General features: G+C 66.2%; 23 protein-coding genes. 6 read left to right on the forward strand and 17 right to left on the reverse strand.

From position 1 onward, the window contains the following. Positions 1-44: 44 nt before the first annotated feature. From KHY18_RS09650 to KHY18_RS09660, 3 genes are read right to left on the reverse strand one after another with little or no spacing between them, the layout of a single operon-like run. Positions 45-698 carry a hypothetical protein gene (locus KHY18_RS09650; protein WP_213298600.1) on the reverse strand — a complete coding sequence of 218 codons (654 nt, stop codon included), beginning with the start codon at positions 696-698 and terminating at the stop codon, positions 45-47. Beyond that, positions 691-1,728 carry a zinc-dependent alcohol dehydrogenase gene (locus KHY18_RS09655; protein WP_213298603.1) on the reverse strand — a complete coding sequence of 346 codons (1,038 nt, stop codon included), beginning with the start codon at positions 1,726-1,728 and terminating at the stop codon, positions 691-693. The genes KHY18_RS09650 and KHY18_RS09655 overlap by 8 nt, the downstream gene beginning before the upstream one ends. Before the next feature lie 34 nt (positions 1,729-1,762). Continuing rightward, positions 1,763-2,722 carry a Bug family tripartite tricarboxylate transporter substrate binding protein gene (locus KHY18_RS09660; RefSeq protein ID WP_213298606.1) on the reverse strand — a complete coding sequence of 320 codons (960 nt, stop codon included), beginning with the start codon at positions 2,720-2,722 and terminating at the stop codon, positions 1,763-1,765. Positions 2,723-2,834: 112 nt separating this feature from the next. Here KHY18_RS09660 and KHY18_RS09665 point away from each other — a divergent pair, with 112 nt between their 5' ends. Further along, the gene (locus KHY18_RS09665; protein WP_213298609.1) at positions 2,835-3,794 is read left to right on the forward strand and encodes a LysR family transcriptional regulator; all 960 of its coding nucleotides are present in this window, start codon (positions 2,835-2,837) and stop codon (positions 3,792-3,794) included. Positions 3,795-3,847: 53 nt separating this feature from the next. Here the strand turns inward: KHY18_RS09665 and yddG are convergent, their stop codons facing one another. Genes yddG through KHY18_RS09690 form a run of 5 tightly spaced genes read right to left on the reverse strand, consistent with a single transcriptional unit; the run spans position 3,848 to position 7,348 of the window. After that, positions 3,848-4,753 (reverse strand): aromatic amino acid DMT transporter YddG, encoded by a 906-nt coding sequence (gene yddG, locus KHY18_RS09670; protein WP_213298611.1) that lies wholly within the window; start codon positions 4,751-4,753, stop codon positions 3,848-3,850. 43 nt (positions 4,754-4,796) lie between these two features. Then, entirely contained in the window at positions 4,797-5,474 is a 678-nt protein-coding gene (locus KHY18_RS09675) for a hypothetical protein (RefSeq protein WP_213298613.1), read from the reverse strand. Positions 5,475-5,499: 25 nt separating this feature from the next. Continuing rightward, entirely contained in the window at positions 5,500-5,712 is a 213-nt protein-coding gene (locus tag KHY18_RS09680; RefSeq protein ID WP_213298615.1) for a DUF2788 domain-containing protein, read from the reverse strand. A gap of 11 nt (positions 5,713-5,723) precedes the next feature. Then, a complete protein-coding gene (locus tag KHY18_RS09685; protein WP_213298617.1) occupies positions 5,724-6,581 on the reverse strand; it encodes a DUF2189 domain-containing protein in 858 nt (285 codons plus the stop codon). A 32-nt stretch (positions 6,582-6,613) separates the two neighbouring features. Then, positions 6,614-7,348, reverse strand: a complete 735-nt coding sequence (locus KHY18_RS09690) for an HAD family hydrolase (protein ID WP_213298619.1) — start codon at positions 7,346-7,348, stop codon at positions 6,614-6,616. A gap of 74 nt (positions 7,349-7,422) precedes the next feature. Here KHY18_RS09690 and hemH point away from each other — a divergent pair, with 74 nt between their 5' ends. Then, positions 7,423-8,520, forward strand: coding sequence for a ferrochelatase (gene hemH / locus KHY18_RS09695; protein ID WP_213298622.1), 1,098 nt, complete (start codon positions 7,423-7,425; stop codon positions 8,518-8,520). 11 nt (positions 8,521-8,531) lie between these two features. Here hemH and KHY18_RS09700 read toward each other — a convergent pair whose 3' ends face one another. Then, the gene (locus tag KHY18_RS09700; RefSeq protein WP_283771305.1) at positions 8,532-9,017 is read right to left on the reverse strand and encodes an Lrp/AsnC family transcriptional regulator; all 486 of its coding nucleotides are present in this window, start codon (positions 9,015-9,017) and stop codon (positions 8,532-8,534) included. Positions 9,018-9,150: 133 nt separating this feature from the next. Here KHY18_RS09700 and KHY18_RS09705 point away from each other — a divergent pair, with 133 nt between their 5' ends. The 4 genes from KHY18_RS09705 to KHY18_RS09720 all read left to right on the forward strand — a co-directional run bounded on the left by KHY18_RS09705 (position 9,151) and on the right by KHY18_RS09720 (position 12,436). Next, positions 9,151-10,092 (forward strand): DMT family transporter, encoded by a 942-nt coding sequence (locus KHY18_RS09705; RefSeq protein WP_213298628.1) that lies wholly within the window; start codon positions 9,151-9,153, stop codon positions 10,090-10,092. Positions 10,093-10,208: 116 nt separating this feature from the next. Beyond that, positions 10,209-11,153 (forward strand): sulfurtransferase, encoded by a 945-nt coding sequence (locus tag KHY18_RS09710; protein WP_213298631.1) that lies wholly within the window; start codon positions 10,209-10,211, stop codon positions 11,151-11,153. A 3-nt stretch (positions 11,154-11,156) separates the two neighbouring features. Next, positions 11,157-12,254, forward strand: coding sequence for a YeeE/YedE thiosulfate transporter family protein (locus KHY18_RS09715; RefSeq protein ID WP_213298634.1), 1,098 nt, complete (start codon positions 11,157-11,159; stop codon positions 12,252-12,254). Between the two features lie 14 nt (positions 12,255-12,268). Continuing rightward, positions 12,269-12,436: a hypothetical protein gene (locus KHY18_RS09720; RefSeq protein ID WP_213298636.1), complete on the forward strand. Its 168-nt coding sequence runs from the start codon at positions 12,269-12,271 to the stop codon at positions 12,434-12,436. A gap of 31 nt (positions 12,437-12,467) precedes the next feature. Here KHY18_RS09720 and KHY18_RS09725 read toward each other — a convergent pair whose 3' ends face one another. From KHY18_RS09725 to KHY18_RS09760, 8 genes are all read right to left on the reverse strand, one after another. Beyond that, on the reverse strand, positions 12,468-13,358 hold the full coding sequence (locus tag KHY18_RS09725) for an alpha/beta fold hydrolase (protein WP_249729024.1): 891 nt from the start codon (positions 13,356-13,358) through the stop codon (positions 12,468-12,470). Positions 13,359-13,489: 131 nt separating this feature from the next. Next, the gene (locus tag KHY18_RS09730; RefSeq protein WP_213298641.1) at positions 13,490-14,566 is read right to left on the reverse strand and encodes a branched-chain amino acid ABC transporter permease; all 1,077 of its coding nucleotides are present in this window, start codon (positions 14,564-14,566) and stop codon (positions 13,490-13,492) included. A gap of 16 nt (positions 14,567-14,582) precedes the next feature. Beyond that, positions 14,583-15,566 (reverse strand): branched-chain amino acid ABC transporter permease, encoded by a 984-nt coding sequence (locus tag KHY18_RS09735; RefSeq protein ID WP_213298644.1) that lies wholly within the window; start codon positions 15,564-15,566, stop codon positions 14,583-14,585. A gap of 19 nt (positions 15,567-15,585) precedes the next feature. Further along, positions 15,586-16,317 (reverse strand): ABC transporter ATP-binding protein, encoded by a 732-nt coding sequence (locus tag KHY18_RS09740; protein ID WP_213298647.1) that lies wholly within the window; start codon positions 16,315-16,317, stop codon positions 15,586-15,588. Continuing rightward, complete coding sequence (locus KHY18_RS09745; RefSeq protein ID WP_213298650.1) at positions 16,314-17,084, reverse strand: ABC transporter ATP-binding protein; 771 nt, start codon at positions 17,082-17,084, stop codon at positions 16,314-16,316. Before KHY18_RS09745 ends, KHY18_RS09740 begins: the two co-directional genes overlap by 4 nt. A gap of 161 nt (positions 17,085-17,245) precedes the next feature. Further along, the gene (locus tag KHY18_RS09750; RefSeq protein WP_213298653.1) at positions 17,246-18,439 is read right to left on the reverse strand and encodes a substrate-binding domain-containing protein; all 1,194 of its coding nucleotides are present in this window, start codon (positions 18,437-18,439) and stop codon (positions 17,246-17,248) included. Positions 18,440-18,663: 224 nt separating this feature from the next. Further along, positions 18,664-20,205 (reverse strand): sigma-54 interaction domain-containing protein, encoded by a 1,542-nt coding sequence (locus tag KHY18_RS09755; protein ID WP_213298656.1) that lies wholly within the window; start codon positions 20,203-20,205, stop codon positions 18,664-18,666. A gap of 57 nt (positions 20,206-20,262) precedes the next feature. After that, the gene (locus tag KHY18_RS09760; RefSeq protein ID WP_213298659.1) at positions 20,263-21,132 is read right to left on the reverse strand and encodes an amidohydrolase family protein; all 870 of its coding nucleotides are present in this window, start codon (positions 21,130-21,132) and stop codon (positions 20,263-20,265) included. Between the last annotated feature and the right edge of the window lie 22 nt (positions 21,133-21,154).

Consider the following 21,154-nt stretch of genomic DNA (forward strand, 5'->3'; position numbering starts at 1 on the left):
GCGGCGGCGCCATGAAAGTCAGCGGGAAATGGGTCGCCCGGCGCTCAGCGCCGGGCGTGGTGCAAGGTCAGCAGGCGGTGCAGTCGCAGCACCGGTTGCAGCGCCGCGATCTCGGCCGGCAGCGCGCCCGCGAGCGCGCGCAGATGCTCCAGCGACTGCGCCTCGACCATGAGCAGATGCGTCGCTGGCGCCTCGACCGCCAACGGCGCGCCGCCATGCCAGGGCAAGGGCGCGACGGCCGTGTCTTCACGGCCCGAATGCACGCCGACCACGCCCGCGGCGGCAGCCAGCTCGCGCATTCCGGCCTGCAGCGCGACGGCGTCGCCGCCGCGTATCTGCAGGCTCATCAACGCCGTGCCGCGCACGCCCGCGGCAGATTCGATCACCTGGCAGGGAATGCGCAACAGCTCGCCGAACGAGGTGCGCATGCGCCGCGTCCAGTCTGTCGGTTGCTGCAGCAGCGCCTGGTATTCGGCCGATGCGAGCACGTCTATGGATGCCATCTCGTACAGAGTGAAGTACGGATAGACCGCATCGTCGACCGCGCGGTAGCGGCTGGCGCGCAGCATGCCGGGCACCGTGAGGCGCTCGGGCACATGCTCGCGCGCGTGCCAGTCGTTGTACTCGGCGTCGAGCGCGGGATCGAAGCCGTTCCACAGCGCCAGCCAGGCGCTGGCCGCACCCAAGGCATCACGCATGATCGCCGCCATGGTCGGGGCGCAGCAGCACCTTGCTGGCCTGCTTGCCATGCGCCAGCGCGAACGCCGCAGCCGCGTCTTCGAGCGGCAGCACATGGCTGACCATGGGCCGCATGACATCGCCGAGCGCATCGAGCAAGGCCAGCGCCTTGGGCCAGTCAGACTCAGGGGGGCGAAACGAGCCGCGCAGCTGGTGCTGGCGGCGCACCAGCGTCGTGAGGTCCAGCGCCAGCGGACGTGAATGGATTCCGGTCACGACCACGATGCCATTGCGCGCCAGCAGCGGCAAGGCTTCGTTGATGGTCTCGGGCACGCCCGTGGCCTCGAACACCACATCGAATGGCGCCTCGCCGATATGCGGCGCGCAGACAGCTGCCAGCGACTGGGCCGCGACATCGACCACGGCGTCAAAGCCCATTTGGCGCAGCACCGCCAGGCGCGGTCCATCGTCGAAGCCGCTGACCACGACCTGGGCCGCCCCGCCCTGGCGCGCGAGCACCGCAATGCCCTGCCCTATGGTGCCCGGCCCCATCACCAGCACGCGCTTGCCGCTCACATCGCCGGCGACACGCAAGGCCTGCATAGAGATCGACACCGGCTCGGCCAGCGCGGCGAGCTCGTCGCTCAGGCCTTCGGGCACGGCAACGCAATTGCGCGCCGGCACGCGCACCCAGGGTGCGAACGCTCCATCGCGCGTCATGCCCAGGCCCGTGCGCCGATCGCAGGCGTCGGCATTGCCGGCGACGCAGGCCGCGCAGCTGCCGCAGGTGACCGAGGGCCGCACGACCACGCGCCGGCCTGCGTCAACACCCGAAGCGACCACGCCCACGAACTCATGGCCCAGCGTCACGGGCAGGCTCGCGGTGATGAACGCATAGCTGGGCGTCCAGTCGTCGACATGCAGATCGCTGCCGCAGATGCCGGTGGCGAGCACGCGCACCAGCACGTCATCGTTTGACGTGATCGTCGGCAGGGCCACATCGACCAGTTCTAGGCCGGCCGCGGCCTGGATTTTTCTCAGCGCTTTCATGGTGTTCTCGGTGGCGTCAATGGATTGCGCAAGGTCAGTCAATCGTGATTCCGACCTTCTTGATGATCGCGCCCCACTTGCGCGTCTCGCGCTCGATCAGGGTGCGGAATTCGGCCGATGTGCCGCCACCTGCATGCAGGCCCTGGCGCGCAAACATCTCCACCACCGACGGGTCGGCCAGTGCGACGTTGAAGTCAGCATTGATTCGCGCAGCTACTTCAGGCGGCGTGCCTGCAGGCGCGAAGATGCCGTTCCAGGTCAGCGACTCGAAGCCCGGATAGCCCGACTCGGCGACCGTGGGCAGGTTCTTCATGCCGTCGGCGCGCTGCGCGCTGGTGACACCGATCAGCTTGATGCGCCCGGCCTGCACCAGCGGCAGCAGCGCGGGCTGGACGGTGAACAGCGCCTGCACTTCGCCAGAGACCAGTGCATTCACGGCCGGCGGCGAACCGGCGTAGGGCACATGCACGGCCTCGATGCCCGCGGTGCTCTTGAGCAGCTCCATGGTCAGGTGCGAGGAACTGCCCGCGCCCACCGAGGCATAGCTGAGCTTGTCGCCCTGCTTGCGCGCCCAGGTGACGAATTCGCTGACGTTGTTCGCGGGATGGTTGGCGGGCACGGCCAGCACGTTGGGCTGCGACGTGGTCAGCACCACGGGCAGCAGATCGCGCGCCGGGTCATAGGACATCTTCTTGTACATGAACGGACCGAACGCGATCGGGCCGTTGAAGCCCACGCCCAGCGTATAGCCGTCGGGCCTGGCCTTGGCCACGGCATCCATGCCTATCATGCCGCCCGCCCCGGGCTTGTTCTCCACCACGACAGGCTGCTTCCAGCGCACCGACAGGCGCTGGCCCAAGGTACGGGCAATCACGTCCAGGGAACTGCCCGCGGGTGCGGGCACCACCACGCGCACCGGCTTCTCGGGCCAGGCTTCGGCCATGGCCGCGGTTGCCAGGGTGCAGGCCAACAGAACTACGCCAACTCGTTTCATTTTTGTCTCCTATGTTTGTTTTTCCGAATTCTTGGTCAAGGCATCGGATACTTCAAGAATCGATTGTGTATGACATCCATACTTCAAAAGTAGAGCCAGGAGACAACGCCCCATGGAACTTCGCCATCTGCGCTACTTCGTCGCCGTCGCCGAAAGCGGCAGCCTCAGCCGCGCGGCCGAAAAACTGTTCATCGCCCAGCCGCCGCTGTCGCTGCAGATCCGCCATTTCGAAGAAGAGCTGGGCGTGGCCCTTTTCATTCGCCACCCCAAGGGCGTGCGCCTCACGCTCGCGGGCCAGGCGCTGCTGCCCGAGGCGCGCTATCTGCTGGAGCGCGCGGGCCGCATAGGCAATGTGGCGCGGCAGTCGCGCGAGAACCGGCCGGTGTCGCTGAGCATGGGCTTCGTGCCATCTTCGAGCCACACCGTGCTGCCCATACTGATACGCAAACTGCGCGCCAAATATCCGGGGCTCGAACTCGAACTGCGCGAGATGATCAGCGAAGAGCAGATCAGCGCCATTGCCGACGGACGCATCGATGTAGGCATCGCGCGCAGCGGCTCCAAGCACCCGCGCGTGCTCGCGAGCCTGCAGATGTCCGACCCGTTCTGCCTGGCAATGCCGGCGTCTGTCGACACGGCGCCCGAAGGCGCGGTCGATCTGCGCAACTACAGCGACCAGGCGTTTGTCGGCTTCTCACGCAGCCACGGCCCGGCCTACTTCGACCAGTCGATCCATCTGTGCAGCCAGGCCGGCTTCAGCCCGCGCATACGCTACGAAGCCAGCAACGTGCGCGGCGTGCTCGACCTGGTGAGCGCGGGCCTGGGCATTGCGCTGGTGCCCGCGTCCACAGTGCAGCTGGGCGTCAAGGGCCTGGCCTGGCGGCGGCTCACGCAAAAGCCGTACGGCGTGCTTTCGGTGCTGCGCCGTAAAGGCGATACCCAGCCCGCGGTGCAGACGCTGGAGACCGTGGTGGAGAAGATCTTCAAGGACTTGCGGCACAAGGTCGATGCCAAGTTGGCATCGGCATCGCGCGCACGGTCGCGGCGCGGCGAAGCCGCAGGCCTGGAGTGACGCCAATGAACTCGTGAATCATCGGATTTTGCATCGAGACTCGCCCCCTTGGCTCAGCCACCACCCCTGACCCTCACCCGCGTCGCAAACCAGCAAAGAATCGCGCCGCCGCACACCATGCAAGCGCCGAGCCAGAACGACGCCGTCAACGGCACGCCCAGCACCAGGGCCGCCAGCGCGGCGGAGAAGACCGGCGTGAAATACGACGCGCCGGCCAGAATGGTGACATTGCCATGCAGGATGCCGATATTCCAGGCCGCGTAGCCAAAGCCCATGGCGGCGGCGGCCAAGGCCAGGTAAACGGCGGTCGGCACGGTCCAGTGCATTGCGGCATCGCCGAACGCCAGATACTTCACCCACAGCACCAGCGCCGTCAGTATGAAGAACAGCGTGATGCCGTTCTTTCCCTGGGCGATGCGCGCCGTGACCGTGCAATACGCGGCCCAGATGAAAGCGCCGGCGAGCGCCAGCCCGTAGCTCAAGGGGTTGTCCTGGACGTTCGCCAGCATTCCCGACAGGTCCATGCCCTTCTCGCCCGCCAGCACCCAGAAGATGCCGGCCAGCGATGTCAGCAGCCCGGGCAGCACCAGCCAGTTCGCGCGCTGGCCGTTGAACGCGATCGCCGCGAGCATGGTGAACGTGGGCCACAGATAGTTGACCATGCCCACCTCGATCGCCTGCTGCCCCGAGTTTGCATAGCCTATGGACAGCGCCAGGCACAGCTCGTAGGAAACAAACAGCGCGCTGCCCCAGTACAGATACTTTCGCGGCATGGCGCGCAGCGGCGTGAAGCCCACGGTGAACAGCAGCAGCAGCGATGCCGCCGTGTAGATCATGGCCGCGCCGCCGGTCGCGCCCAGGCCTTCGCTGACGCTGCGAATCAGGCCCACGAGCGAGGACCACAGGACGATGGCCGCGAGACCGATCAGGGTCGCGGTTTTCTTGTCGGGAACGCGCATTCTCAGCAGCCCTGACCCGGCCCGTGGCGGCCGGGCGCCGCGCTCAGCACTGCCACAGGAACTTGCCGGAGATGCCGGAACAATGGCACTCGAACAGATAGCCGCAACCGCCGGCGAAGTTCATCTCGGTTTGATAGTCGGGGCCCGACTCCAGCTGGGCAACGAACTGCATGGGCGCCTCGCAGGCAGTGCAAGCCGGGGTGTCGTCGCTCTGAATCCAATCGGCTGCGCCGCCGATCTGCCCCAGCACTTCGCGCCGGCGCCCCTCATAGGCGGAAAACGCGTCCGAATACTCCTGCGCCACCACTGTCTGCAGGCGCGCGCCATAGCGCGTGTCGCGCACGGTTTCGCCTTCGGCGGGCGCAGTCGCGAGCTGCAGGTGATCGGCCTGCACGGTGATCACCGCATTGCCGCCGCCGTCGGCCTCGAACTGATAGCACTCGCCGGGATGGTTGGTGCACATGAAAAGCAGGTGCAGATGCAGCGCACCGGGCGGGCGAATCTGCCCCTGGAATTGCATGGGCTCGCCGCACGAACGGCAGCGCGGCCAGGCGAAACCTGCGCCTGCCGAAGGCAGGCCACCGAAGCGCGTTTCGGGCGAGGCATCGGCAGTCACGTCCCGATCGACGATCAGCAGCGCTATGGTTTTCAATGCGCTTTCGGGCGCCGGGCCGGCCGGCGTCTTCTGAAAGGCGCCGAGGATCTTCTGGAGGAAATTCATGCGTACCCGAGTGCGGCTGCAGCGCCTATTTTTCCATCCACCACTGGATCACCACCTTCGCCAGGAAGCCGATGAAACCCACGCCCAGACCGAGAAAGATCACGAACGTGCCGAACTTGCCCGCCTTCGATTGGCGCGCGAGCTGCAGGATGATGAACACCATGAAAAGAATGAACGCTCCCACCCCGTAGGTGAGAAAGAAGTGCGCAAGCTGCTCTTCTGTATACCCGAAAATCACAACGACAAGTCCTACAACGCCCTGCCCGGCTCCGGCTGCTCGCGAGAAGGAAACGCCGAGGCGTCGACCAGATCACGGTAGGCATGCCAGCTCGCATGCCCGAGCATGGGCACCACGGCCACCAGCCCGATGAGAAGCGAGCCCAGGCCCAACAGGGTAAACAACACAATCAACGCCGCCCAGAACGCCATGGGCGCCGGGTTGGTGATCACCACAGTCCAGCTCGTGAGCACGGCCTGCAGCACGGTCACACGGCGGTCCAGCAACAGCGGCATGGCCACGACGCTGGACGCAAAAATAGGCGCGGCCAGAAAACTGCCCAGCGCCATCCAGAAAACAAACAATTGCCCATCGCCAGCGAGCACGACATGCTGCAGAAAATCCAGGGGCGTCTGCACGCGCACGGGCGACAGCACGGTGATCAGCGACGCCGAAATCACCACCCAGCCCGTGGCCGCGAGCGACAGCAGCAGACCGAAGCGCACCAGGCACCAATAGCCCGCATGGCGATCCGCGCCCGCGTGGCCGCTTTGCCAGCGCGTCCAGGTGTCGCGCACCAGGCCCAGCCCTGTAGCCTCGCCGCGCTCCAGCGCACGGCTGATCGCATAGAGGCTGGTCGCCACCACCGGGCCTATCACCAGAAAGCCCGAGAGCGCACCGGCCATCAGCCAGAAGCGATTGTGCCCCACGGCCAGGATGGCTGCGCTGATCAGCGTCAATACCAGACCATGCGCGAAAGCCAGCAGCGGCGCGCGGCAGATATCGCGCCAGGCCAGCACAAGCCAGGAAAGCGGCTGCATCAGGCCTATGGAATGAACCAGGGGGAGAGGAGCGGGAGCGCGCGGGCGGGAACGCAGGGTACTGGGCATGGATCTCGGCTCGCTAACAGCATCAGAAAGAATCAGCCTTCGGCCAGACCCTGACATAACTGCGCGAGACTGGCCACCGTCACGGAAGGGCTGGCCCCACCGTGGGCCCAGTCTACGCCCGCGCGGTTGAGCCAGACTGCGTGCATACCCGCATCCATCGCGCCGCGCGCGTCGAGCAGCGCGTCGTCGCCCACATGCAGCACGTTCTCGGCAGGAACGCCAGCGGCCTGGGCCGCGAGCGCGAAGATCCGCGGGTCGGGCTTGGCCACGCCCACGCGGTGGGCGCTGATGCTTGCATGAAAGAAACGTCCGAGCCCGACGACATTCACATCGGCCGTGCCATTACTCAGCGCCACCAGCGGCCAGCGCGCGGCAAGAAACTCGAGCGCGGGCAGCGCGTCTTCGTACAGCTCGACGCGCTGGCGCTCGGCGAAGAACACGTCGAACGCGGTCTCGGCCAGGCTGGGATCGTCGCTGGCGCGCGTCAGCGCCAGGCGAATCGACTCGCGCCGCAGGCCGTTGAGGTCATGCGCGAGATCGGGCCGCAGGCCGACGATTTCGGTGCGCACCGCGCGCACCGCGGTCTGGGTCTGCAGCGACTGCGCGGTCGCCGGCGCATGGGTCTGCAGCCACTGCAGCAGCACGCGCTCGGCACGCTCTATCGTCGGCCAGATGGGCCACAGCGTGTCGTCGAGATCGAGGGTGATGGCACGGATACCGCGGGCGCGGATGCCGGAGAAAGCGTTGGAGTCGAGAGGAGCGTGCATAGGTAGCCCGAGAATACCGCAGCCATCGCGGGCCTGTGGCGGCGCGCCGGCCCGCGCCTTGGCACAATCGCCCCATGCCTTCACGCTTTGCGCCAGAACCCCCTACCCCCCACGGCAGCGCCGCGCGCACCGCCGTGCTGCTGTGCAATCTCGGCACGCCCGATGCGCCCACGCCTTCGGCCGTGCGCCGCTACCTTGCGCAGTTTCTCAGCGACGACCGCGTCGTGGAGATCCCCAAACTCGCCTGGTGGCCCATCCTGCACGGCATCATCCTGCGCACGCGCCCGGCGAAATCGGCCGCGAAGTACGCGACCGTGTGGCATCCCCAGGACGGCTCGCCGCTCGCACACTGGACTGCGCGCCAGGCGCTGCTGCTGCGCGGCTGGCTGGGCGAAGCCGGCCACAACGTGCTGGTGCGCCACGCGATGCGCTACGGCAATCCGTCGATCGCGAGCGAACTCGACGCACTCAAGGCCGAAGGCGCGACGCGCATTCTGATCCTGCCGCTGTACCCGCAATACTCGGGCACGACCACGGCCAGCGTGTTCGACGCGGTGTACGACTGGGCGCGCACGCAGCGCCATGTTCCCGAGCTGCGCTTCGTCAACCGCTACCACGACGATGCTGGCTATATCGATGCGCTGGCCCAGCGCGTCGAAGCACATTGGCGCAACGCCGGGCGCAGCGCGCATCTGGTGATGAGCTTTCACGGCGTGCCCGAGCGCACGCTGTACCTGGGCGATCCCTACCACTGCGAAAGCCAGAAGACCGGCCGCCTGCTGGCCGAGCGCCTGGGACTGACGCCATCGCAGTACACCGTCACTTTCCAATCGCGCTTCGGCAAGGCCAAGTGGCTGGAGCCCTATACCGAGCCCACGCTGATCGCCATGGCGCAGCGCGGCGTGCAAAGCGTCGACGTGGTCTGCCCGGGCTTCACCAGCGACTGCCTGGAAACGCTGGAAGAGATCAGCCAGGAAGCGCGCGAAGCGTTTCTGCATGCGGGCGGCAAGGCGTTTGCCTATATTCCCTGCGTCAACGACAGCGCGCCCTGGATCACGGCGCTGAGCCAGATCGCGCAGCAGCATCTCGCGGGCTGGCCCGTGGGCCGGCCCGCCGAGGCGGCGCTGCGCCAGACTGCGGAGCGCGCCAAGGCCATGGGCGCGAAAAGCTAGGAATGTAATCTTCAGCGCCGGCGCAGATGGCCCGTGGGCAGCGCCGTCGTGTACTTCACCTGGCTCAACGCGAAGCTGGAGCGGATGCTCGCGACGCTCGGTATCTGCGTGAGGCATTCGAGCAGCAGGGCCTGGTACTTGATCAGGTCTTCGATCACGACGCGCAGCATGAAGTCGGCCTCGCCGCTCATCAGATAGCACTCCATGACTTCGGGCCGCTGGGCAATGGCGCGCGTGAAGACTTCGAGCGACTCCTTGTCCTGCTGTTTCAGCGAGACATGCACGAACACGTTCACGGCCAGACCCAGCTTGAGCGGATCGACCAGCGAGACCGAAGCGCGCAGCACGCCGCTTTGCTTCAAATCGGTGACCCGGCGCCAGCAGGGTGACGCGGACAGGCCCACGCGCTCGGCCAGTTCGGCATTGCTCAGCTCCGCGTTTTTCTGCAATTCGTCCAGGATACGCAGGCTCGCTTCGTCGAGGGAAATGTCGCTCAAGGTATTTTTCTCCCGCATTCAAACAAGATCCGGTATTTTCTTCTCAAACCAGACAAATTCATGGTGAAGCAGACAAAGTAATTTCCGCATGACTGGGTAAAACTACCTGCAAATAGGTAGTTACCCGAAAATCATGCGCACGTCTCCCGTCTCATTGAACATTCCCCGCTCCGACAGCGCGCATTCGGCGCAAGGGCGCACCCTGCTGTGGCTGGCGGTCATGGTCGTGCTGTGGGGACTGAGCTGGCCGGCCACAAAGATCGCATTGAACTCCGTACCGCCGCTTTGGCTGGCCGCGATGCGCTTCGGCAGCGCCGCGCTATGCCTGTTTGCATTTCTCGCCATCCGCGGCCGGCTCGCGTTTCCGCCGCGCAAGGACTGGCCCATTGTCGCCAGCATGGGCCTGCTGCAGATGATGGTGTTCACCGGCCTGGGAATGATCGCCATGACGCATGTGGATACCAGCCGCGCGGTGGTCCTGGCCTACACCACGCCGCTGTGGGGTGTCGTCGCGGGCTGGATGATGTACCGCAACGCGCCCACCCGCTGGCAGCTGTTCGCGCTGGCAGTGGGTTTGGCCGGCATAGGCCTGATCTGCTCGCCCTGGGAGATGGACTGGTCGGCACCGGGCGCGATCATGGGCTCGGCCTTTCTGATCATCGGCGCGATCTGCTGGTCGGTGGTGATCATGCATATCAAGCGCCATCGCTGGACGGCGTCGCCGCTGTCGCTCGCTCCGTGGCAGATGCTGCTGGCCAGCGTGCCGCTCGCGGGCTTCGCGCTGGCACTCGAAGGCTCGCCCGCTACCATCGTGTTCGACCAGCGTCTGCTGGAGCTGCTGCTGTTCATCGGGCCGGTCGCGACCTCGGCCTGCTTCGTGATCGCCGCCGAACACGGCCGGCGCATCAGCACCTTCGCCATGTCCAACTTCACGCTGGGCGTGCCGCTGATCGGCATCATGGCGTCCATGCTGCTGCTGGGCAATCAGATGTCGGCGCTGTTTGCGGCCGGTCTGTGCCTGGTGTTTTCGGGCATGGTGCTGGCGGCCGTGGCCGCGGCGCGCACCAAGGCCTGAGGCGGCAAGCGCCCCCTTATTACCTTTGCGCATGAACTAAGAGCGCAAACATCGTTGGTCTTCGGTGCGCAAAAACCGACAATGAGGGATTCGGGATCGAATCCCTCGGAGTGACCATGAAGAAAATGCTTGCCTTTGCCGCGGCGCTGACCGCGGCCCAATGGGCTTTCGCGGCCCAACCGCTGCTGACGCCGGCGCAGCTGCACGCGATTCCCGCATCGGCGCCCACGCTGCGCGTGATCGACATCCGCGATCCGCAAGCCTATGCCAAGCAGCATATTCCCGGCGCGGTGAACGCGCCCTACGGCAAGTGGCGCGGCCCGGCGAGCAATCCCGGCGAACTGCCCGATGTCTCCAAGCTCACGCAACTCGTGCAGTCGCTGGGCCTCACGCCCGCCACCCATGCGGTGGTCGTGTCCAGCGGCGCCGATGCCACCGATTTCGGCGCCACGGCGCGCGTCTACTGGACGCTCAAGACGCTGGGGCTCAAGGAGCTGTCCATCGTCAACGGCGGCATGAAGGCCTGGGCCGACGCCAAGCTGCCGCAGGACAACGCGGCCGTGCAAGTCGCGGCCAGCGGCTGGCAGCCCCAGCTCGACAGCAGCCTGATCGCGACGCGCGAAGACATTCGCAAGAATCTCGACTTGAGCAATGCGGCGCTGGTCGATTCGCGCCCCGACGCGTTCTACCAGGGCAAGACGCGCGCGCCCGCGGCCAAGCTGTCGGGCACGCTGCCCGGCGCGCAGCAGCTCGATTTCAACCAGTGGTTTGTTCCGGGCACGTCGACCTTTGTCGACACCGCCGCCGCCAAGCAGATCGCCGCCAAGGTGCAGCGCAAGCAAGGCGAAGACATGGTCGCGTTCTGCAACACCGGCCACTGGGCCGCGACCGACTGGTTCGGCCTGAGCGAAGTCGCGGGCCTGCCCAACGTCAAGCTGTATGCGGGCTCCATGGTCGACTGGACCCAGCAGCCCGGCACGCCTGAACTCGAAAACCAGCCCAGCCGCGCCGAGTCGCTGGCCTATGACGCACGCCAATGGTGGCAGCGCAAATTCAAGTAATCCATGAAACGTCTACCCCTTGCGGCCTTGATGGCCGTTTTCTTTGGCTGGCTGCTGTGGACCGTGTCCGTGCGCCAGGCCGCGCTGTTTGCGGTCGGCATTGGCCTGGGTGCGGTGCTCGCGGGCCAGCGCTTTGGCTTCACCACGGGCTGGCGCTTGCTGATCGAAGAAAAGGATGCAAGCGGCGTCTTCGGCCAGTTGCTGCTGCTGGCCCTGGCCGCAGCCCTGGCGATGCCGCTGCTCGGCAGCTTCCCCGAACTCACGGCCGCGCTGGGCCCGCCCAGCATCAGTCTGCTGATCGGCGCCTTTGTCTTCGGCCTGTGCATGCAGATCGCCGACGGCTGCGGCAGCGGCACGCTCTACAAGGCCGGCATGGGCATTCCCATGAACGCAGCCATCCTGCCGATGTTCGCCATCGGCAGCTTTGTCGGCTCGCTGCACCTGGGCTGGTGGCTGGATCTGGGCCGCGTGCAGCCCGTGGGCCTGGTGAGCAGCTGGGGCTGGCCCGCGGCGCTGGGCGCCACACTGCTCGCACTGGCGCTGGTGGCCGTCGGCGTGCGCTGGTATGTGGGCCAAGCCAATGCCAAGCTGCAGCGCGCCACGCAGCCACTGTGGCAGCGCAAATGGGTCGTGGGCGCGGTGCTGCTGGCCATTCTGGCCACGGCCAACTTGGTCATTGCCGGCCAGCCCTGGGGCGTGGTCTATGGCTTCGGCCTGTGGGCCGCGAAAGTGGCCAACGCCACGGGCGCGGTGGACCTGGCGCAGAACTGGTTCTGGAGCCAGCCCGGCAATGCCGCGCGCCTGCAGGAAACCGTGCTGCTCGACGTCACCAGCATCACCAACATCGGCATCCTGGCCGGCGCGCTGTGGATCGCGGCGAACAAGCCGCCCTCGTCCAAGGCGCTGACGGGAACACAATGGATCGTGGCGCTGGTCGCCGGCCTGGTGCTGGGCTATAGCTCGCGCCTGGCATTCGGCTGCAATGTGGGCGCGATGCTGTCGGGCATCAGCACGGGCAGCATCCATGGCTGGATCTGGGTGCCGCTGGCCTTCGTCGGCACCGTCTTCGGCCTGCGCATACGCCGGCGCTTCGGCTTCTGAAAGGGCTGCACACCATGACGCAACAAACCACTTTGCGCATCGCCTTCTGGGCCGTGCTGGTCGCTTTCCTGGCCTGGGACTACACCCACTCCGCGCCCGTCGATCTGCGCTACGAAGCGCCCCTCATCGCCGCGGGCTCGGGGCAGGCTTCGCAGGGCGGGCATTGTTCGATGCCGGATTAGGTAGGCCAACAGCCCCGCTTGCGGGGCTTTTTTACGCCCCCTGCGCGCCCAGAGGCCGTTCAGTCCTGAGCCCGTCGAAGGATCGAAGCGCGCTCTCCCCCGCCCGCAAAACCCCCTTCACCGCCTGCCACTGCTTGAGCACATTGAGCGCCGGCGCATGGCCGCAGCCCGACACTTCGAGCCATTGCAACAGCCCGCGCGCGCCCGGCCCGCGCGCCAGCATCTGCTGTGCCGTCGACGCCAGCACCAGGTCAGACGCTTCGCCGCGCAGCAGCAGCACGGGCACCTGAATGGCGTCGTAATGCGGCCAGATCAGATAGTCGTTTTCGTGGCCCGTGAACTGCTCGATCATGCGCGGGTCGTAGTGCGGCGTAACGCGGCCGTCGGGCAGGCGGCGCATGCTGCTCTCCGTCAGCGCACGCCACTGCGCTTCGGGCAGCCAGCCATAGGGCGCATAGGCGCTGCGGAAAAACGCTTCGAGTTCGGCCATGGTGGCAAACACCGGCGGCTGGCCCGCATAGCCCTTGATGCGTTCGAGCGCGGGCGCGGCGAGTTCGGGCGCGTTGTCGTTGAGCACCAGGCTGCATATGCGCTGCGCCAGCGTGGGCTCGAACAAGCCCGACGCGCACACCGTGCCGATGGCACCGCCCATCGACGTGCCCACCCAATGGATCTGCTCCAGGCCAAGCGCATCGGCCAGTTCGCACGCAAGCCGCGCATAAAAGCGCAGCTGGTATTCATAGCCCGGCGCGCGGCTCCATTCGCTCAGGCCGCGGCCCAGCGTGTCGGGGCAGATCACGCGGTAGCCCTGCGCGGCCAGATAGCGGGCCAAGGGATCCATATCGCGCCCGGTGCGCGCCAGACCATGCCAGGCGATCACCGTGGGCAGGGCCGACGCGCCACCCGCGGGCACCCAATCCATGTAATGGATCTCATACCCCGCGCATTGCGCATAGCGCGAAGCCGGTGCGGGCACGCGGCCCAGTTGAACGGCCCAGCCGGCCTGCTCGTCGGCCGAGGGAATCGCGCATTCGAGCCGGGTTGCTGCATTGTTCATGGCGCGCTCCTGCGCAGCGCCGCGGCGCGCAGGCGCCCGACGATGCCCGTGGGAAAGTAATAGACCGACAGCACGAACAGCACGCCCAGCCACAGCAGCCAGCGGTCGGGGCTCAATAGCGCAGCCAGCCAGGGCAGGCCTGCTGCGGCTTCGCTGCCCATGCGCAGCAGGTCTTGCAGATAGCTCTGCGCGATCAGAAACAGCACCGCGCCTATCGCGCTGCCGTAGATCGTGCCCATGCCGCCTATGACCACGATCAGCAGACAGTCCATCATGATCTCGAACGACAGCGACGTCTCGGGCCCGTTGTAGCGCAGCCAGAGCGCGAGCATCGCGCCCGCAAGGCAGGCGAACAGCGCCGACAGCACGCTCGACAAGGTGCGGTAGACCACGACGCGGTAGCCCAGCGCCTCGGCGCGAAACTCGTTCTCGCGAATCGCCTGCAGCACGCGCCCGAACGGCGAATTGACGATGCGCAGCAGCGCCAGGATCAACACCAGCGCGACGACGAACAGCAGGTAGTAAGTGATGAGCTTGCCGTCGATCATGCGGCCCAGGAACTCGCTGTCGAACGGCTCGAAGCTCGGTGACAGCCACTCGGGCAGCTTGAACGTGAGCCCGTCTTCGCCGCCGGTCCACTCCGACAATTGCGAAGCCAGCGTCTGGAACGCCGCGGCCACGGCCAGCGTGATCATCGCGAAGAAGATAGCGCGCACGCGCAGCGAGAACAGCCCCACGGCCAGCGACAGCAGCAGGCTGAGCAGCAGCGCGCAGCCTATGCCCAGCGCCAGCGCGCTCCACGTCGGGCCCAGCCGGCCCGCGGCGATCGCCACGCCGTACGCGCCTATGCCAAAGAACATGGTGTGGGCAAAGCTCACGATGCCGGTATAGCCCAGCAGCAGATCGAAGCTCGCGACCAGCACCACGAAGATCAGCACCTTGGCGGCGACGTTCAGCGCCTTGACGCCGGGAAACAGAAATGGCGCCACCGCCAGGCCCACCAGAATGGCGAGCAGAATCACCGCCAGCGGTCGGCTGCGCGGCATATCGCCGGAAAGCAATCGGTTCAACATGCTTGTGACTCCTGGTTCAACGGTTGGCGACCGGGTACACGCCCTGGGGCCGCCACAGCAGGATGGCGACCATCAGCGCGATGTTCGAGAACAGCGCCACCTTGGGCACCAGAAAGCCGGTGTAGTTGGCCATCAGCCCGACCAGCAGCGCGCCTATCAGCGCCCCGCCCGTGGAGCCCAGGCCGCCGATGATGATCACGATGAAGATCAGCACATTCACCTGCGCGCCCATCTGCGGAATCACGTTCTGCTGGTACAGCCCCCACATCACGCCGCCCAGGCCCGCAAGCGCCGAGCCGACGACGAACACGCCCACGAACAGCCGCCGAATGCGGTAGCCCAGGGCTTCCACCATTTCGCGGTCCTGCACGCCCGCGCGAATCAGCAGGCCGACCTTGGTGCGCGCCAGCGTGTAGGCCAGCGCGGCGAACACCGCCAGGCCTACCAGCACCGCGACCACGCGGTATTTCTCCACGGCCGCATCGCCCAGCAGCCAGGCGCCGCGCATGCCTTCGGGCAGCGGCAGCGGAATCTGCTGCGGGCCCCAGATGACCTTGATCAGCTCCTCGCCGATGATCATTCCGCCCATGGTGATCAGGATCTGCTTGAGGTGCTGGCCATACACGGGCCGCACGATGAAGCGCTCGAAGGCCAGTCCCACGGCCGCGGCGACGAGCATCGCGATCAGCATGGCAGGCAGCACGGCCAGCAGGTTGCGCCATAGGTCGGCCGAGCCCGTGTAATCGCCCATCGCGCCGAGCACGCTGGCCGCGACGAAGGCGCCCAGCGCGATGAACACGCCATGGCCGAAGTTCAGCACGTCCATCAGGCCGAACACCAGCGTCAGGCCCGAAGCGATGATGAAGATGATCATGCCCATCGCCAGCCCGGCCACGGTGAGCGTGAGCCAGGTGCTGGGCGAGCCCACGAGCGGCAGCGTAACCAGCGCCAATGCCGGCACCAGCGCCAGCGGTTTCCAGTCCAGTTCCTTGAGATTCATGTGTGCTCCTTGCCGCGCGTCACAGCGCCAGACCCAGCAGCGATTGCTGCAAGGCGGTATCGGCCGCGAGATCGGCCATGCGGCCCGCGTGCACCACGCGGCCGTTGTCCATCACGGCCACGCTGTCGCCCAGGCGCGTGGCGAAGGCCAGGTTCTGCTCGACCAGCAGGATCGTCACGCCCGCGGCCTTGAGCTGCTCGAACGCCGCGATCATGTTCTGGATGATGGCCGGCGCCAGGCCCTTGCTGGGCTCGTCGATGATCAGCAGATCGCGCGGCTCGACGATGGCGCGCGCCACGGCCACCATCTGCTTTTGCCCACCCGACAGCTTGCCCGCGGGGTGGTTCCAGAACTTCTCCACGGCCGGAAACAGGCCGAAGATCCACTGCAGCCGCGCCTCGTCCATCTGCGCCGCGTGGCTCGCCTGGCGCGCGGCCAGCAGCAGGTTTTCCTTGACACTCAAGTCGGCAAAAATCCCCATGTTTTCGGGCACATAGGCCACGCTGCGCTGGGCGATGGCGGGCGTGGCCAGGCGCGTGATGTCCTGGCCGTCGAGCTGCACGCTGCCCTGCGACGCCTGCCACAGGCCCATGATGGTGCGCAGCGTCGTGGTCTTGCCCGCGCCGTTGCGCCCCAGCAGCATGGTGAGTTCGCCGCGCGGCACTTCGAGATCGACGCCGTGCAGGATGTGGTACGCGCCGATATGCGTGTGCACGCCGCGCAGGGACAGCATGGAAGCGGTGGAATTCATGCGGCCTCCTCTTGCGGCGCTATGCCCAGGTAAGCCTGCTGCACCACGGGCGAAGCCATGACTTCGGCCGGCAGGCCGTCGGCCACCAGCGTGCCGTTCGTCAGCACGATGATGCGGTCGGCGAGTTCGCGCACCACGTCCATCTTGTGTTCGACCAGCAGAATGATCTTGCTGCGGTCGGCTTTCAGGTCGCGTATCAGATCGAGAATCACCGGCGCCTCGTCATGGCCCATGCCGGCCGTGGGTTCGTCGAACATGTAGACCTCGGGCTCCAGCGCCATCAGCAGCGCGACTTCGAGCTTGCGCTGATCGCCATGCGGCAGGCTGGCCACGGGCTCGGCGCGCCGCGGCCACAGCGCCACCTGCTCCAGCACTTCCTGGGCACGCGCCGTGAGCTGGCCGTGGTCGCTCCAGATGCTCCACAGATTGAGCCCGCGCCTATGCTTGCCCGGCAGCCGCGCCTGCACCGCGAGCCGCACGTTTTCCAGCACGCTCAGATTCGGAAACAGATTGGTGAGCTGGAACGCCCGGCCCAGCCCCGCATGCGTGCGCGCCGAAGGCGCAAGCCCCGTCAGCTCCCGGTCACCGAGCAGCACGCGCCCGGCCGTGGCCTTGAGCTGGCCCGAGATCAGATTGAAGAACGTCGTCTTGCCCGCGCCATTGGGGCCGACGATGGCCGTGAGCGTGCCCGGCGCAAAGCGGCAGCTCACATCGTTGACGGCCACATGGCCGCCAAAACGAATCGTCAGGTTCTGGGTTTCAAGCATAAAAAGGATGTGGCGGGCCGCAACGCCTGCGGGCAGGCGTTGGCGGCGGTGGGTCCGGATAGAGCGCGTTTCAGGGCAGTGCTTCTAAATCACAACTGCCGTTCGCCCTGAGCTTGTCGAAGGGCGTTTCAGGGCGAGCCCCTAAAACGCCATCAGCCTAATCAACGCCCATTCCGAATCGGAATCTGCATTTCCTCAGGCTTGATCTCCCGCACCAGCTCCGGCACGCCCCAGGCAAATGCCGGGTCGTTCTTCACGCGGAAGTGGTACATGCTCTGCATGGCCTGGTGGTCTTCCTTGCGGAAGGTCATCGTGCCCTTGGGCGTGTCGAACGACATGCCTTCCATGGCCTTGATCAGCGTGTTCGACTTGGTGTCGCCATTGGTCTTCTTGAGCGCGGTCACCAGCGCCATCGCCGCCGAGAAGCCGCCCGCCGTGAAGAAGTCCGGCGGCGTCTTGAACTGCTTGTAGTGCATGGACACCAGCGCGTCATTGACCGGGTTCTTCGGTATGCCGAAGTAGTAGTAGCTCGCGCCTTCCATGCCCGGCAGGTTCTTGTACGCGGCCATGGCGGGCAGGATATTGCCGCCCGAAGCGATCTCTATGCCATAGCGCTTGAGATCCAGATCGGCGATCTTGAACGGATTGCCCGCGCCGGCCCAGACGATCCAGATGATCTTCTTGCCCGGCTGGTCCTTGAGCTTGTCGATCAGCCGCTGCGCGCCGGCCGTGAAGTCGGTGGTCGCGGCCGGCAGGTATTCCTCGTGCACCAGCTTGCCCTTCTTCACCGCGTCCTTGAACGCCTTGACGCCGTCGCGGCCGAACGCGTTGTCCTGGGCCAGCGTGGCAATCGTCACGCCCGCGCGATCGATCGCCACGGCATTGCTGATCGCGTCCTGGCTCGAATTGCGGCCGGTGCGAAAGATGTACTTGTTCCACTTGTCGCCCGTGATCGAGTCGGCCACCGCGGGCTCGACCAGCAGGATCTTCTTGTACTCCTCGGCCACGGGCAGCATCGCCAGCGCCACGCCCGAAGCGCTGGGGCCGACCGCGATGTCGGCCTTGTCGTCCGAATACGCCGTCGCCAGCTGGCTCTTGCCCAGATCGGGCTTGCCCTGGTCGTCCTTCTCTATCACCACCAGCTTCTTGCCGGCCACGGTCATGCTGCCGCCGGTCGCGTACTCCAGGCCCATCATCAGGCCCGCCTGGGTCTGCTTGCCATAGGCTTCGAGCGGGCCGGTCTTGCTGTAGACATGGGCAATGCGGATCTCGCCCGACTGCGCCAGGGCGGCTTGCGCGCCTGTCAAAGCCAGCGCACAGAGAACGGCGGAATGAACCAGGGTACGGCGTTGCATGGTGCTTGTCTCCTTTTGAATAGTGGACAAGACAGAGCAGGCTTTGTGCCAGGCTGCACTCGTTGGGCACCACACGCGCAAGCCCTTGATTTCGTTCAGCACGCGATAAGCATCATCCTTGGCAAACTGCGATATGCCTGTTTTCCAGACAACAACAACCGACTGAAATTCAGACAGATGTCTGTTTTCGACACAGGGTTTGCACCAAAGTGCAGCAGCCGCTTTCAGGCCGTCTGATCGATGCGCGCGTACAAGGTGGCACGCGAAATCTGCAACTGGCGCGCGGTCGCGAGCTTGTTGCCGCCATTGGCCGCGAGCGATGCGGCAATCGCCTGCTGTTCGAGTTCAGCCACCTGCACATGCAGGGGCCGCAGCAGGCGCTGGCTGTCGTCTGGCGATGCGTCGGTGCCTGGCAGACCCGCGGCGAAATCGGTCAGCGCCGGCTTGGGCTCCACGCCCGCGGCGCGCAGCACTTCACCCAGCAAACGCGCATCGACCACGCCGCTGTCGCCGCGCATCGCGGCCTGCTCCAGCACATTGCGCAGTTCGCGGATATTGCCGCGCCACTCCTGCGCCGCGAGCAGCGCCAGCGCATCGGCATGCCACTCGGGCGGAGGCATGTCGTTGCGCAGACCCATGTCGTCGCTGAGCACTTCGACCAGCGCGGGAATGTCGGCGCGGCGCTCGCGCAGCGGCGGCACGCGAATCGGCAGCACATGCAGACGATAGAACAGGTCTTCGCGAAACTGGCCCGCGCGCACCATCGCCGGCAGATCACGCGACGTGGCCGCGACCACGCGCACATTCAGCGGCAGCAGCTGGTTCGAGCCCAGAGGCTCGATCTCGCCTTCCTGCAAGGCACGCAGCAGCTTGGCCTGCAGGCTCGCGGGCATGTCGCCGATCTCGTCGAGAAACAGCGTGCCGCCATCGGCCAGCTTGAACTTGCCGTCGCGCCCGCGCCGGTCGGCGCCGGTGTAGGCGCCGGGCGCGACGCCAAAGAATTCGGCTTCCAGCAGCGTATCGGGAATGGCCGCGATATTGAGCCCCACGAACGGGCCCGCGGCGCGCGGCGAGGCGGCATGAATCGCATGCGCCAGCAGCTCCTTGCCCGTGCCGGTCTCGCCCAGCAGCAGCACCGGGCTCGAAGACTGCGCGGCACGCCGCGCCTGGCGTTTGACTTCGGTGGCGGCAGGACTCGCGCCGACAAAGCTCGCGAACGTATGCTTGGCCTGGCGCAGCCCGGCGCCGGCCTGGGCCAGCGCGCGGCCGCGCTGCGCGGCGAGTTCGCGGCGTGCATCGTCGAGGTCGCGCTGCAGGCGCGCGAACTTGCTGATCAGCGGCTGCAGCGTGGTCTCGGGGTGATCGAACAGCACGATGCCGATCGCGCCTATCACCAGGCCTGCGTCGTCATGCAGCGGCAGCCGGCTGACGACGAACGTGCCGGCCTGGTTTGTGAGCAGATCGATCAGCACCGGCTGGCCGGTCTCGAGCACGCGGCGCATCTGCGTGTTGGGAATCACCTCCTCGACCATATGCCCGAGGAAGTCGTCGACCGAGGCCACACCCAGCGCCGGCAGAAAGCGCCGATAGCCTTCGTTGACCCAGACCACGCGCCCCGAACGATCGGCCAGGAACATGCCCTGGCTCATGCTCGAGAACAGATGGAACATCGAGCGCGCCGCGAGCGCCAGGATGCTGTCGGCGTCGAGCGGCAGCCCATGGGCCGCGGGCGGAGGGGGTTCGCGAAGCGCAGGCGTCTCAGACATGAGCGCGATGGTAACGCCTGCGCAAGGCAGGCCCCCGGGGCAGCGCCCCGCTGCGCGTCAGGCCTTGTCGAAACCCAGCAGGCGCACGGCATTGCCCTTCAAGATGCCGGGCATGACTTCAGGCTTGAAACCAGCGACTTCGAAGTCTTTCATCCAGCGCTCGGGCGTGATCAGCGGAAAGTCGCTGCCGAACAGCACGCGGTCCTTGAGCAGCGTGTTCGCGTACTGCACCAGCTGCTTGGGAAAGTACTTGGGGCTCCAGCCCGACAGATCGATCCAGACATTGGGCTTGTGCATCGCCACCGACAGCGCCTCGTCCTGCCACGGAAAGCTGGGGTGGGCCATGACGATCTGCATGTCACCAAAATCGACGGCCACGTTGTCGAGCAGCATCGGGTTGCTGTACGACAGCCGCAGCCCGCCGCCGCAGCGCATGCCGCTGCCAATGCCGCTGTGGCCCGTGTGAAAGATCGCGGGCAGCTTGTGCGCATTGATCACTTCATAGATCGGCCAGGCCATGCGGTCGTAGGGATCGTAGCCCTGCACGGTGGGATGGAACTTGAAGCCCTTGACACCCTCCTCCTTGATCAGCCGCTCGGCTTCGCGCGCGCCCATCTTGCCCTTGTGCGGATCGACACTGGCGAACGCCACCATCATGTCGCTGTTGGCGCGCGCGGCTTCGGCGATCTCCTCGTTGGGAATGCGCCGACGCCCCATCTGCGACTCGGCATCCACGGTGAACATCACCAGCCCCAGCTTGCGCTCGCGGTAATACGCCACAGTCTCGGCAATCGTCGGCCGCGCCGAACTGCCGAAGTACTTGTCGGCCGCGCGATCGAACTCCTCGCCGTAGTTGTCGAACGGGTTGCGGCAGCTGACTTCGGCATGGGTATGGAAGTCGATGGCGACCAGATCTTGGTGGTTCATGGCATGGCTTTCGTGGTCGCGG

The sequence above is a fragment of the Acidovorax sp. CCYZU-2555 genome, from assembly GCF_018413525.1.
GTDB lineage: Bacteria > Pseudomonadota > Gammaproteobacteria > Burkholderiales > Burkholderiaceae_C > Comamonas.

What these genes read in the sequence shown, in the direction of transcription:
- KHY18_RS09740 (WP_213298647.1), bottom strand. Translation starts at nt 16,317, where the DNA reads ATGAATTCCACCGCTTCCATGCTGTCCCTGCGCGGCGTGCACACGCAT.
- KHY18_RS09650 (WP_213298600.1), bottom strand. Translation starts at nt 698, where the DNA reads ATGCGTGATGCCTTGGGTGCGGCCAGCGCCTGGCTGGCGCTGTGGAAC.
- KHY18_RS09710 (WP_213298631.1), top strand. Translation starts at nt 10,209, where the DNA reads ATGAAGAAAATGCTTGCCTTTGCCGCGGCGCTGACCGCGGCCCAATGG.
- KHY18_RS09730 (WP_213298641.1), bottom strand. Translation starts at nt 14,566, where the DNA reads ATGTTGAACCGATTGCTTTCCGGCGATATGCCGCGCAGCCGACCGCTG.
- KHY18_RS09735 (WP_213298644.1), bottom strand. Translation starts at nt 15,566, where the DNA reads ATGAATCTCAAGGAACTGGACTGGAAACCGCTGGCGCTGGTGCCGGCA.
- KHY18_RS09685 (WP_213298617.1), bottom strand. Translation starts at nt 6,581, where the DNA reads ATGCCCAGTACCCTGCGTTCCCGCCCGCGCGCTCCCGCTCCTCTCCCC.
- KHY18_RS09745 (WP_213298650.1), bottom strand. Translation starts at nt 17,084, where the DNA reads ATGCTTGAAACCCAGAACCTGACGATTCGTTTTGGCGGCCATGTGGCC.
- KHY18_RS09750 (WP_213298653.1), bottom strand. Translation starts at nt 18,439, where the DNA reads ATGCAACGCCGTACCCTGGTTCATTCCGCCGTTCTCTGTGCGCTGGCT.
- KHY18_RS09720 (WP_213298636.1), top strand. Translation starts at nt 12,269, where the DNA reads ATGACGCAACAAACCACTTTGCGCATCGCCTTCTGGGCCGTGCTGGTC.
- KHY18_RS09705 (WP_213298628.1), top strand. Translation starts at nt 9,151, where the DNA reads ATGCGCACGTCTCCCGTCTCATTGAACATTCCCCGCTCCGACAGCGCG.
- KHY18_RS09665 (WP_213298609.1), top strand. Translation starts at nt 2,835, where the DNA reads ATGGAACTTCGCCATCTGCGCTACTTCGTCGCCGTCGCCGAAAGCGGC.
- KHY18_RS09715 (WP_213298634.1), top strand. Translation starts at nt 11,157, where the DNA reads ATGAAACGTCTACCCCTTGCGGCCTTGATGGCCGTTTTCTTTGGCTGG.
- yddG (WP_213298611.1), bottom strand. Translation starts at nt 4,753, where the DNA reads ATGCGCGTTCCCGACAAGAAAACCGCGACCCTGATCGGTCTCGCGGCC.
- KHY18_RS09760 (WP_213298659.1), bottom strand. Translation starts at nt 21,132, where the DNA reads ATGAACCACCAAGATCTGGTCGCCATCGACTTCCATACCCATGCCGAA.
- KHY18_RS09690 (WP_213298619.1), bottom strand. Translation starts at nt 7,348, where the DNA reads ATGCACGCTCCTCTCGACTCCAACGCTTTCTCCGGCATCCGCGCCCGC.
- KHY18_RS09660 (WP_213298606.1), bottom strand. Translation starts at nt 2,722, where the DNA reads ATGAAACGAGTTGGCGTAGTTCTGTTGGCCTGCACCCTGGCAACCGCG.
- KHY18_RS09755 (WP_213298656.1), bottom strand. Translation starts at nt 20,205, where the DNA reads ATGTCTGAGACGCCTGCGCTTCGCGAACCCCCTCCGCCCGCGGCCCAT.
- hemH (WP_213298622.1), top strand. Translation starts at nt 7,423, where the DNA reads ATGCCTTCACGCTTTGCGCCAGAACCCCCTACCCCCCACGGCAGCGCC.
- KHY18_RS09675 (WP_213298613.1), bottom strand. Translation starts at nt 5,474, where the DNA reads ATGAATTTCCTCCAGAAGATCCTCGGCGCCTTTCAGAAGACGCCGGCC.
- KHY18_RS09655 (WP_213298603.1), bottom strand. Translation starts at nt 1,728, where the DNA reads ATGAAAGCGCTGAGAAAAATCCAGGCCGCGGCCGGCCTAGAACTGGTC.
- KHY18_RS09725 (WP_249729024.1), bottom strand. Translation starts at nt 13,358, where the DNA reads ATGGATTGGGTGCCCGCGGGTGGCGCGTCGGCCCTGCCCACGGTGATC.